8 protein-coding genes are annotated in these 12,175 nt (G+C 59.8%); 5 read left to right on the forward strand and 3 right to left on the reverse strand.

Annotated elements, in window-relative coordinates; translation table 11 throughout:
* The first annotated feature begins 76 nt into the window (after positions 1-76).
* From AC3IUE_RS28120 to AC3IUE_RS28140, 5 genes are all read left to right on the forward strand, one after another.
* On the forward strand, positions 77-3,922 hold the full coding sequence (locus AC3IUE_RS28120; protein WP_489264351.1) for a sensor domain-containing protein: 3,846 nt from the start codon (positions 77-79) through the stop codon (positions 3,920-3,922).
* 238 nt (positions 3,923-4,160) lie between these two features.
* A complete protein-coding gene (gene glyA / locus AC3IUE_RS28125; protein WP_033054266.1) occupies positions 4,161-5,414 on the forward strand; it encodes a serine hydroxymethyltransferase in 1,254 nt (417 codons plus the stop codon).
* 277 nt (positions 5,415-5,691) lie between these two features.
* On the forward strand, positions 5,692-7,005 hold the full coding sequence (locus AC3IUE_RS28130) for a C4-dicarboxylate transporter DctA (protein ID WP_489264352.1): 1,314 nt from the start codon (positions 5,692-5,694) through the stop codon (positions 7,003-7,005).
* A 67-nt stretch (positions 7,006-7,072) separates the two neighbouring features.
* The gene (locus AC3IUE_RS28135; RefSeq protein ID WP_046048771.1) at positions 7,073-7,777 is read left to right on the forward strand and encodes a FadR/GntR family transcriptional regulator; all 705 of its coding nucleotides are present in this window, start codon (positions 7,073-7,075) and stop codon (positions 7,775-7,777) included.
* A gap of 25 nt (positions 7,778-7,802) precedes the next feature.
* A complete protein-coding gene (locus AC3IUE_RS28140; RefSeq protein ID WP_056742854.1) occupies positions 7,803-8,510 on the forward strand; it encodes a GntR family transcriptional regulator in 708 nt (235 codons plus the stop codon).
* Between the two features lie 101 nt (positions 8,511-8,611).
* Here AC3IUE_RS28140 and yjiA read toward each other — a convergent pair whose 3' ends face one another.
* The 3 genes from yjiA to AC3IUE_RS28155 form a co-directional block, all read right to left on the reverse strand.
* Entirely contained in the window at positions 8,612-9,583 is a 972-nt protein-coding gene (gene yjiA / locus AC3IUE_RS28145; protein WP_489264353.1) for a GTPase, read from the reverse strand.
* 162 nt (positions 9,584-9,745) lie between these two features.
* Positions 9,746-9,943, reverse strand: a complete 198-nt coding sequence (locus tag AC3IUE_RS28150) for a YbdD/YjiX family protein (protein WP_008154232.1) — start codon at positions 9,941-9,943, stop codon at positions 9,746-9,748.
* Positions 9,944-9,957: 14 nt separating this feature from the next.
* Entirely contained in the window at positions 9,958-12,024 is a 2,067-nt protein-coding gene (locus AC3IUE_RS28155; protein ID WP_489264354.1) for a carbon starvation CstA family protein, read from the reverse strand.
* Positions 12,025-12,175: the final 151 nt, after the last annotated feature.

The following is a 12,175-nucleotide window of genomic DNA, read 5'->3' on the forward strand; positions in this document are numbered from 1 at the left end:
GGCATGCTAGCCGCCCTCCGGGCGTCCGGCTTATAGTGCACGTCGCGCCAGTCCAGCCAAACCGCAGGATTACAGTTTGTCTAATGTCACTCCCTCATCTTCCGTGAGCGCACTCAATCCTGCGACCGGCTCACCCCTGCGCGGGTCCATAAAGGGCGCGCTGGCGGCGCTCGTCCTGTTGTTGCTCGCGCTGCTGTTCTGGCTATTGCTGGATCAGCTTCGCGATACCCAAAAACACCAGCGTCAGTACACCATCGACTACACCGCCGATCTGGCCTCGCAAGTCAGCCTGAACATGGCGCTGAACGCCCAGATCGCCCTCAACCTGCTACCGATCGTCGAACAACCAAAAAGCGCCGACGAACTGCAGGTGCTTCTGCGCAAACTGCAAAAATCCTTGCCTGATCTGCGTAGCCTCGCGTTGCTCAGCCCTTCCGGGAAAGTCCTCACCGACAGTGCCGACGACAGCAACGACGCCGACTACCTGAGCGAACTGGTCCGGCGCAGTCACGCCCAGGCCCATTATTTCAGCAACGCCAATGACGGTTCGATGGTGCATCTGCTCCTGCATCAAGCCAGCGGCAGCACCCGCGGCTACTGGGTTCTGCGCCTGACGCCGACATTTTTCTCATCGCTGACCAAGCAAAACGAAGCCGGTATTCGCCCGCTGTGGGTGGTGGAAAACCGCGTCAATCACCAAGTCATCAGTCGCGATGAGTCACCCTTGGCCAAGCCCGGCGAATTGACCGAGGACGATGTGGCCAACAGCGTGCTGACAGTGCCCCTGAGCAACAGCGACTGGCAACTGCGCGGGTTGTTCGACCGGCAACGGATGATCGAACAGCTGCTGCCGGCGTTCATCGGCAAATGCCTTCTGGGCCTGGCCTTCTCGCTGCTGCCGTTCATCGCCCTGCTGAACATGCGCCGCCGCCAACGCCAGGTGCACGAAGGCCGTCGACGTTACCAGGATATTTTCGAAGGCACCGGCGTCGCCCTGTGCGTGCTCGACGTGTCCGGGCTCAACAGCTTCTTCGACAAGGCTCAGCTGCACAGCAGCGAACAACTGAAGGCCTGGCTCGAGACACCAGAACAACGCCAGCACCTGCTGCAGGAACTGCGCATCACCGAGGTCAACCTGGTCGCCCTGCAACTGCTCAACGTCAACACGTGCGATCAAGCCTGGAAACTGCTGATCGACGGTAACCCGCAGGACGGCACCGCCATCGGCAATCAAGTGCTCGACGCGGTGCTCAACCAGCAGAAACAGCTGGAGCTGGAAATCAAACTGCAGGACGCCAATGGCCGCGACCAGCACTTGTGGCTGGTCCTGCGTCTGCCGGAAGACCAGGACGACTATAAAGCGGTGATCCTGAGCATCACCGACATCACCAGCCGCAAGCTGGTCGAGCTGTCGCTGTTGGAGCGTGAAGGATTCTGGTCCGACGTGGTGCGCACCGTGCCGGATCATCTGTACGTGCAGGACGTGATCAGCCAGCGAATGATTTTCAGCAACCACCATCTGGGTCAGACACTCGGTTACAACCGCACCGAACTGCACCAGATGGGCGAGTATTTCTGGGAAATTCTGCTGCACCCCGAAGATGCCGACTTCTACCACCGCTCGCGCCAAACCCAGCGCCAGACCGGTTACAGACAATTGATGCAATGCCAGCTGCGCTTCCGCCACCGGGACGGTAAATGGCGGCGCTTCGACATCCGCGAACAGGCGCTGGCGCGGGACAAGCACGATCAGGTGACGCGGATCATCGGCGTGGCCAAGGACATCACCGATCAGATTGAAGCCAGTGAGTCCCTGCGCGACAGCGAGCAGCGTTACCGGATGCTCGCCGAAAGCATCAGCGACGTGATTTTCTCGACCGACAGCAAGATGGCGCTCAACTACGTCAGCCCGTCGGTGCAAGCCGTGCTGGGCTACGACGCCGACTGGATTTTCCAGAACGGCTGGCAATCGACCATCGCCAACCCGCAACAGCTGACCGGCATTTACAGCCTGATGGACCGGGTCAGCAAAGCGCTGAACAAACCCGACCAACTGGCGCTGTTGCGCAGCCAGGTGCAGACCCAACTGTTTTTGTTCGACTGCCTGCGGGCCGACGGGCGCAAGATTCCTATCGAACTGCGGCTGGTGCTGGTCTGGGACGAACACGGTGCATTCGAGGGCGTGCTGGGCGTCGGTCGCGACATCAGCCAGCAACGCCGGGCCGAAAAAGACCTGCGCATGGCCGCGACCGTATTTGAGCACTCGACCTCGGCGATCCTGATCACCGACCCGGCCGGCTACATTGTCCAGGCTAACGAAGCCTTCAGCCGTGTCAGCGGTTATGCGGTGGAGCAGGTGCTCGACCAGTTGCCGAACATGCTGACCGTCGACGATCAGCAGGAAGCGCATCTGCGTTACGTGCTCAAGCAGTTGCATCAGCACAGCACGTGGGAAGGCGAAGTCTGGCTCAAACGACGCAATGGCGAGCATTACCCGGCCTGGGTCGGGATCACGGCGGTGCTGGATGACGAAGGCGATCTGGCCAGCTACGTGTGCTTTTTCAGCGACATCAGCGAACGCAAGGCCAGTGAGCAGCGGATTCACCGCCTCGCCTATTACGACGCCCTGACTCACCTGCCCAACCGCACACTGTTCCAGGATCGTCTGCACACGGCGCTGCAATCGGCCGAACGGCAGAAGTCCTGGGTGGTGCTGATGTTCCTCGACCTGGACCGTTTCAAACCGATCAATGACTCCCTGGGCCACGCCGCTGGCGATCGCATGCTCAAGGAAATGGCCACGCGCCTGCTCGGCTGTGTCGATGATGACGACACCGTGGCGCGCATGGGCGGCGATGAATTCACCTTGCTGCTGCAACCGCGGGCCAACCGTGAAATTGCCTTGAACCGGGCGATTCATGTGGCCGAACAGATTCTCGCCAGCCTGGTGAAACCGTTCGTGCTTGAAGGCCGCGAGTTCTTCGTCACCGCCAGTATCGGCATCGCCCTGAGCCCTCAGGACGGTAACGAACTCAGCCAGCTGATGAAAAACGCCGACACCGCGATGTATCACGCCAAGGAGCGCGGCAAGAACAACTTCCAGTTCTATCAGGCCGACATGAACGCCAGCGCCCTGGAGCGTCTGGAACTGGAAAGCGACTTGCGTCACGCCCTGGAGCAGAACGAATTCGTCCTCTACTACCAACCGCAGTTCAGCGGCGATGGCAAACGCCTGACCGGCGCCGAAGCCTTGCTGCGCTGGCGCCATCCGCGACGCGGTCTGGTGCCGCCGGGAGACTTCATTCCGGTGCTCGAAGAGCTCGGCCTGGTGGTGGATGTCGGCGACTGGGTGATCAGCGAGGCCTGCCGTCAGCTCAAGACCTGGCATCAGGCCAAGGTCCGGGTACCGAAGGTGTCGGTGAACATTTCGGCCCGGCAATTCTCCGACGGCCAACTCGGGACGCGGATCGCCAATATCCTCAAGGAAACCGGCTTGCCGCCGGCGTGCCTGGAGCTGGAGCTGACCGAAAGCATCCTGATGCGCGAAGTCAGCGAAGCGATGCAGATTCTCGCCGGGCTGAAAAATCTCGGCCTGAGCATCGCGGTCGACGACTTCGGCACCGGTTACTCATCGCTCAACTACCTCAAGCAGTTCCCGATCGACGTGCTGAAAATCGACCGCACCTTCGTCGACGGCCTGCCGTCGGGTGAGCAAGATGCGCAGATCGCCCGCGCGATCATCGCCATGGCCCACAGCCTCAATCTGGCGGTTATCGCCGAGGGCGTGGAAACCCACGAGCAACTCGACTTCCTGCGCGAGCATGGTTGCGACGAGGTTCAGGGGTATCTGTTCGGCCGGCCGATGCCGGCGAACCGGTTTGAGGCGCAGTTCAGCAATGATGCGCTCTTCATGTTCGACTGAGATTTTGTGGGGAGGCCATCGCCAGCAGGCTGGCTCCCACAAGATTTTATGTCGGTCAGGGAATTTGCAGGCTATCGCAATTACTGTGGGAGCCAGCCTGCTGGCGATTGGGCCAGCATGATCACCGCTGATCCCGTCATGAAGCCCACTTGTCTGCGACATGATGTCCTTTCATATGCCATCTAAAACCCATTGGGTTAGAATGCCCCCTTTTCTGCCCCGATCCTTGAGGACCGCCATGTTCAGCCGTGATTTGACTATTGCCAAGTACGACGCCGATCTCTTTGCCGCCATGGAGCAAGAAGCTCAGCGCCAGGAAGAACACATCGAGCTGATCGCTTCGGAAAACTACACCAGCCCTGCGGTCATGGAAGCTCAAGGCTCGGTACTGACCAACAAGTACGCCGAAGGCTACCCAGGCAAGCGCTACTACGGTGGTTGCGAGTTCGTCGACGTGGTCGAGCAACTGGCCATCGACCGTGCAAAAGAACTGTTCGGTGCTGATTACGCCAACGTTCAGCCGCACGCCGGTTCGCAAGCCAACAGCGCCGTTTACCTGGCTCTGCTGCAAGCGGGCGACACCATCCTGGGCATGAGCCTGGCGCACGGCGGTCACCTGACCCACGGTGCCAGCGTTTCTTCCTCCGGCAAGCTGTACAACGCCGTTCAGTACGGTATCGACGGCAACGGCCTGATCGACTACGACGAAGTCGAGCGTCTGGCGGTTGAGCACAAGCCGAAAATGATCGTGGCCGGTTTCTCTGCCTACTCGCAGATTCTGGACTTCCCGCGCTTCCGCGAAATCGCTGACAAGGTTGGCGCCTACCTGTTCGTCGACATGGCCCACGTGGCCGGTCTGGTCGCCGCTGGCGTCTACCCGAACCCGGTGCCTTTCGCTGACGTCGTGACCACCACCACGCACAAGACCCTGCGCGGTCCACGTGGCGGCCTGATCCTGGCTCGCGCCAACGCCGACATCGAGAAGAAACTGAACTCCGCAGTATTCCCGGGCGCCCAAGGTGGCCCGCTGGAGCACGTGATCGCCGCTAAAGCGATCTGCTTCAAGGAAGCGCTGCAACCTGAGTTCAAGACCTACCAGCAACAAGTGGTGAAAAACGCCCAGGCCATGGCCGGCGTGTTCATCGAGCGCGGTTACGACGTGGTGTCGGGCGGTACTCAGAACCACCTGTTCCTGCTGTCGCTGATCAAGCAGGAAATCTCCGGTAAAGACGCCGACGCCGCTCTGGGCAAAGCGTTCATCACCGTGAACAAGAACTCCGTGCCAAACGATCCACGCTCCCCGTTCGTCACCTCCGGCCTGCGCTTCGGTACTCCGGCTGTGACCACTCGTGGTTTCAAGGAAGCAGAGTGCAAAGAACTGGCCGGCTGGATCTGCGACATCCTGGCGGACCTGAACAACGAAGCGGTGATCGACGCCGTTCGTGAGAAGGTCAAGGCCATCTGCAAGAAGCTGCCGGTATACGGCGCCTAATCAGCCCGCTAAACCGCAGCAATGAAAAAACCGGCCAGTGATGGCCGGTTTTTTTTCGTCCGCAATTTTTTTCAAACCGCGAAAAGGCTCAAGGTCGGGGCATTTCGCTCAACTGGTAAGACCGGTCATGCCAATTTTTCAAAATATGCTTGCGATCACCCAAAAACAGCGCCTAGACTGCGCCTGCACTGGACATACCGGTAAGACCACAATAATTAAGTCCTGAATCTGATGCGCGAAGCGCACGGCAGCCAGGACACCGACCAGGATTCCTCCCATGCTCAGATGGTGCTCGCGTTCAATCTTCCTCCAAGTGGTTCTCGGACTGGTGCTCGGCATCGTCTGCGGGCTGACCCTTCCTGAATACTCCGCCCAGCTCAAACCTCTCGGCGATGGTTTCATCAAACTGATCAAGATGCTCATCGGTCTGATCGTGTTCTGCGTAGTGGTCAGCGGCATCAGCGGTGCCGGCGACCTGAAGAAGGTCGGGCGCATCGGCCTGAAATCGGTGATCTACTTCGAAATCCTGACCACCATCGCCCTGGTGATTGGTCTGGTGTTCGCTTTCAGCACCGGCATCGGCAGCGGCGCGAACATTCATCTGGATCAGCTCTCCGCTGCCGACATGGGCGACATCGCCCAGCGCGGTCAGCACATGCAAACCACCTCCCAGTTCCTGATGAACCTGATCCCGACCTCGGTAATCGGCGCCTTCGCGGAGAACAACATCCTGCAAGTCCTGCTGTTTTCGGTGCTGTTCGGCAGTGCGCTGAACCTGGTGGGCGAAGCAGCGTCGGGTATTTCCCGGCTGATCAATGAACTGAGCCACGTGATCTTCCGCATCATGGGCATGATCGTGCGCCTCGCGCCGATTGGTGTGTTCGGGGCAATTGCCTTCACGACCAGCAAATATGGCTTGGACTCGTTGCAACACCTGGGCAGCCTGGTCGGCCTGTTTTACCTGACCTGTTTCGCGTTTGTGTCAGTGATTCTCGGCCTGGTGATGCGCCTGTCCGGTCTGCGGGTGTGGCCGTTGCTCAAGTACCTGCGCGAAGAACTGCTGATCGTCATGGGCACCGCCTCCTCCGACGCCGTGCTGCCACAAATCATGCGCAAGCTTGAGCATCTGGGCATCGGCAGTTCGACGGTCGGGTTGGTGATTCCTACCGGTTACTCGTTCAACCTGGACGGTTTCTCGATCTACCTGACCCTCGCCATCGTGTTCATCGCCAATGCCACCGGCACGCCGCTGGCCATGACCGACCTGCTGACGATTCTGCTGGTGTCGTTGATCACCTCCAAAGGTGCCCACGGGATTCCTGGCTCGGCGCTGGTGATTCTCGCGGCGACACTGACGGCGATCCCGGCGATTCCGGTGGTCGGTCTGGTGCTGGTGTTGGCAGTGGACTGGTTCATGGGCATCGGCCGGGCGCTGACCAACCTGATCGGCAACTGCGTCGCCACCGTGGCCATCGCGCGCTGGGAAAAGGACATCGATATTCAACGGGCGAACAAAGTACTTTCTGGCCAGGTGGGTTATACCTTCCAGCCGAGAAAACCTGTCGGCCCGGCACATCAGCAGGAATTCTGAATAATCGCCGTGTCTGCCCACGGGCAGGCACGGTCATCAAAAGTTTTGGATGCTCATGGAGCGAACAGTGATCACCACATCAACCGTCGTCAATTCAGTCGTAGAGAAACTCCGGGCCGCTTTGGCCCGTGGTCAGTGGCGCTCCGGCGAGATGCTGCCGGGGCAGCGTGAGCTGGCCGAACAACTGGGCATCAGCCGCCCGAGCCTGCGCGAAGCCGTCATCGTGCTGGAAACTCTCGGCCTGGTGCGCTCCATGCCGGGTAAAGGCGTGGTCGTACTGGAGGCCAATCTCAGCGATAGCCAAAGCCACGACAGCGCAGTCGCCGGTGCGAGCCTGGAAGACGTGCTGCAACTGCGCTACACGCTTGAACCGTTCATTGTCGGCCTGGTGGCACAGTCGATCAGCAGCAAGGAAGTCGGGCAACTGCGCCTGACCCTGATGGACATGCGCGAAGCGCTGGAAGCCAACGACAGTGAAGCCGGGGTGAACGCCTACATCGCCTTCCACGAAGAGCTGTTCACGCTGACCTCGAACCCGATTTTCCAGAGTGTGGTGCAACAGACCAGCAACGCCCTCAAGCAAAGCGCCGACGTGCTGCGCAACTCCCCGGAGCATTTGGCTGAGCGCCTTGAGGAGAACGAAGCCGTGGTGCGCGCTATTCGCAGCAAAAACAGCGCCCAGGCCAGCGCCGAGATGCGTCGGCACATCCTTCGGGAAGGCCAGCGGATGGGCATCGAATTGAATATTCCGGACGACAACCTCGTCACTTGAGTCCGCTTCGAACTGGAGACAAGCCATGAACAGCTTCGCCTCACCGCAAATCCTCACTGCCCTGCCCTTCCCGCGAGCGAACACCGGAAAGCCGTCGGCGGATGATCTTTACTCACGGGTATTCGATGCCATTCTCGAACAGCGCATCCATGCAGCCAGTCGCTTTACTGAAGACAGCCTGGCGCAGATGTTCAGCGCTCGACGCAGTGACATTCGTAGCGCGCTGACGCAGCTGTCCCATCAGCAGATCATTATCCTTCGGACCAATCATCGTCCCCGAGTCGCCGCGCCCGATGCCGAGCAGACTCGGCAGACGCTGCATGCCCGACGACTGACAGAAATCACACTGGCTCGACTGGCCTGCCGACAACCTCGTCCGCAAGACTTGAAACGCCTGCGTGCCTTGATCGACAGCGAACGCCAATGCACGGCGCGTGGTCCGGCAATACGACTGTCTGGGGAATTTCATCTGCAACTGGCTGAAATGGCGGGGAACGCACCGTTGGCGCATTTTCTCGGCACTCTGGTACCGCTGACTTCGCTGGCGATTGCGCAGTTTGATCCGCAGGTGGAGGGCTATTGCACGTGGCAGGCGCATGCCGCAATTGTTGATGCAGTGGAGCGTGGGGATGCTACGGCGGCCGAGATGTTGATGACCCGGCATCTGGATCATCTTGAGCAGGCACTGCTGAACTCTGGATCGGTAGTCAGCCAGAATCGTGTTGCCGGTTAGATTGCCTTCGCGAGCAGGCTCGCTCCCACAGGGGAATGCATTTCAAATGTGGGAGCGAGCCTGCTCGCGATGGCGGCATCAGGCCCGCTGAAATATCGGGCTTACTGCGCCGCGACCCGCGCAAACCCCTCACGAATTTTCTCTTCCGGCAAATCATCGGCAATGAACACGATCACGCTTTCGCGCGTTTCATCGTCGGCCCACTCCGTGTCCCAATCGAATCCGTATAACTTCAACACCCCCTGAAACACCATGCGTCGCGGCTCGCCAAGGATGTTCAACACGCCTTTGTAACGCAGCAATTGTTTGCCGTGGTCCTCCAGCAGTTCGTTCATGAACTCGCTGAGTTTGTCGATATCCAGCGGCTTGTCGGTGCGCAGCACCAGGCTGGAAATGCGGTCGATGGACGGCGCTTTGCTCACCGGGCGCAGGCTGACGCCGCCACCCAGGTCGGCATTGAGATTGAAGCCGCGCACGTCGAGCAATTCGGCCAGATCGATCTTGCCGTGCTCGACCACGCGGATCGGCGCGCGACGGTTGATGCGGGTCAGGCGCTCGCTCAGCGCGGTAAAGGTCGCCTCGTCCACCAGATCGCGCTTGCTCACCAGTAAGCGGTCGGCGAAACCGATCTGCGCCTGGGCGATGGTTTGAGTCAGGTGTGTGTCAGCGTGTGCCGCATCGACCAGGGTAATGATGCCGTCGAGGATGTAGCGTTCGCGCAGCTCTTCATCGATGAAAAAGGTTTGGGCCACAGGTGCCGGGTCGGCCAGGCCGGTGCATTCGATCACTAGACGGTCGAAGGCGATTTCGCCGCTGTCCAGGCGTTCGAGCAGCAGGTACAAAGCCTTGGTCAGGTCGGTGTGGATGGTGCAGCAGACGCAACCATTGGACAGCGTCATCACTTGCACCGGTTCGTCGCCCAACAGCTGGGTGTCGATACCGGCGTCACTGAATTCGTTCTCGATCACGGCGATTTTCAGGCCGTGTTCGGCTTTGAGCAGGTAGCGCAGCAGCGTGGTCTTGCCGGCGCCGAGGAAGCCGCTGAGGATTGTTACCGGGATGGGAGAGGACAAACTGGAGTCTCCTGTTTCACAAAATGAGAATTCAACACAAAAACAAATGTGGGAGCGAGCCTGCTCGCGAAAGCGGTCTATCAGTCAACACCGTGTCGACTGACAGATTGCCTTCGCGAGCAGGCTCGCTCCCACAGGGGATTGCGTCAACCTGCCGTCAGATCAACAGCACTTTGGCCCACCCTTGCCACCGTAACGAGCTTCCTGGCGTTCCCGGAAGAACATCTCGTAGGTCATCACCGGTTTGTCCGGGTGTTTGGTTTGCATGTGCTCGACGTAATTGTCGTAGTCGGGCATGCCGACCATCAGGCGCGCGGCCTGACCGAGGTATTTACCGAGGCGACTCAGGTCATTGAACATGCTGCAATCCTCGATCAAGCATCCGGCAGAGCCTGGAATGGTGCTTCTTTATCCGTACGTTGTTTGCTTCCCCAGGCGGAAATACCGACCTTGAGCGCATAGAACAGGATACTGAATACCACGAACAGGAACAGCGCCGTCAGCGTTGCGTTGGTGTAGGCGTTGAAGATCACGTGCTGCATCTGCGTAATGTCCTTGGCCGGGGCGAGGATCTGACCGTTGGCCAGCGCATCGCTGTACTTCTTGGCCAGCGACAGGAAGCCGATCGCCGGGTTGGCGTCGAACAGCTTGATGAAGCCGGCAGTGGTGGTGCAGATCAGCAACCACACCGCGGGCAGCATGGTGACCCAGACGTAGCGCTGGCGTTTCATTTTGATCAGCACAACGGTGCCGAGCATCAGCGCGATACCGGCGAGCATCTGGTTGGAGATACCGAACAGCGGCCACAAGGTGTTGATGCCACCCAGCGGATCGATCACGCCCTGGTACAGCAACCAACCCCACATCGCCACGCAACCGGCGGTCGCGATCAGGTTGGCGGTCCAGGATTCAGTGCGTTTCAGCGCTGGCACAAAGGAGCCGAGCAAGTCCTGCAGCATGAAACGCCCGGCACGGGTACCGGCGTCGACGGCGGTCAGGATGAACAGCGCTTCGAACAGAATCGCGAAGTGGTACCAGAACGCCATGGTGTTTTCACCCGGCAGGACACTGTGCAGGATCTGCGCGATACCAACCGCGAGGGTCGGCGCACCGCCAGCGCGGGCCAGGACGGTGGTTTCACCGATATCCTTGGCTACCGCTTGCAGGGCTTCCGGGGTGATTGCAAAGCCCCAGCTGCTGACGGTTTGTGCCACGGCCACCACGTCACCGCCGACGACTGCCGCCGGGCTGTTCATGGCGAAATACACGCCCGGCTCGATCACCGACGCTGCAACCATCGCCATGATGGCGACGAAGGATTCCATCAGCATGCCGCCGTAACCGATGTAACGGGCGTTGGTTTCATTATCCAGCAGCTTCGGCGTGGTGCCGGAAGCAATCAGCGCGTGGAAACCGGAAACCGCGCCACAGGCGATGGTGATGAACAGGAACGGGAACAGACCGCCCTTCCACACCGGCCCCGTGCCGTCGATAAACTGGGTCAGCGCCGGCATTTTCAGCTCGGGCATGGTGATCAGGATGCCGATCGCCAGCGCCACGATGGTGCCGATTTTCAGAAAGGTCGACAGGTAGTCGCGCGGCGCCAGAATCAGCCAGACCGGTAACGAGGCGGCCACGAAACCGTAACCGACCAGCATCCACGTAATCTGCACGCCAGTGAAGCTGAACGCCTTGGCCCAGACCGGATCAGCGGCAATCTGTCCGCCCAGCCAGATCGAACCCAGCAACAACAGCACACCGACGATGGAGATTTCACCGATGCGGCCCGGACGGATGTAGCGCATGTAAATGCCCATGAACATCGCGATCGGAATGGTCGCCATCACCGTGAAAATCCCCCACGGGCTTTCGGCCAGCGCCTTGACCACGATCAGCGCCAGCACCGCGAGGATGATGATCATGATCAGGAAGCAGCCAAATAGCGCAATGGTCCCGGGAATGCGGCCCATTTCCTCACGAACCATGTCGCCGAGGGAACGGCCGTTGCGGCGAGTGGACATGAACAGGACCATGAAGTCCTGAACAGCACCGGCCAACACCACGCCGGCAATCAGCCACAACGTACCGGGCAGGTAACCCATCTGCGCCGCCAGGACCGGACCGACCAGCGGCCCTGCGCCAGCGATGGCGGCGAAGTGGTGACCGAAGAGGATGTGTTTGTTGGTGGGGACGTAGTCCAGACCGTCATTGTTGAGCACGGCGGGGGTGGCCCGTCGCGGGTCGAGCTGCATCACATTGTTAGCGATGAACAGACTGTAGTAACGATACGCAACCAGATAGATGGCCACAGCGGCGACCACAATCCACAAGGCGTTGATCGCCTCGCCTCGGCGCAATGCCACTACACCAAGGGCGCACGCCCCTACGATTGCCAGCAGCAGCCAGGGTAGGTGGCGTAGCAGGCTATTATTATTTTTCATTTTATGATTCCAGCCAGGGTGGACAAGAAAGACAGCCATCCCGAGTTTAGCGCTAACGGCCGCAAAGGCCATCCCCCGCCATGGGGTGAGCCATCACTTTGCTGGCAGCCTTTGACAATGCGGGTCTATAGTCAGCGGACATTTACGAGGA

The sequence above is a fragment of the Pseudomonas sp. GL_093 genome (assembly GCF_057837605.1).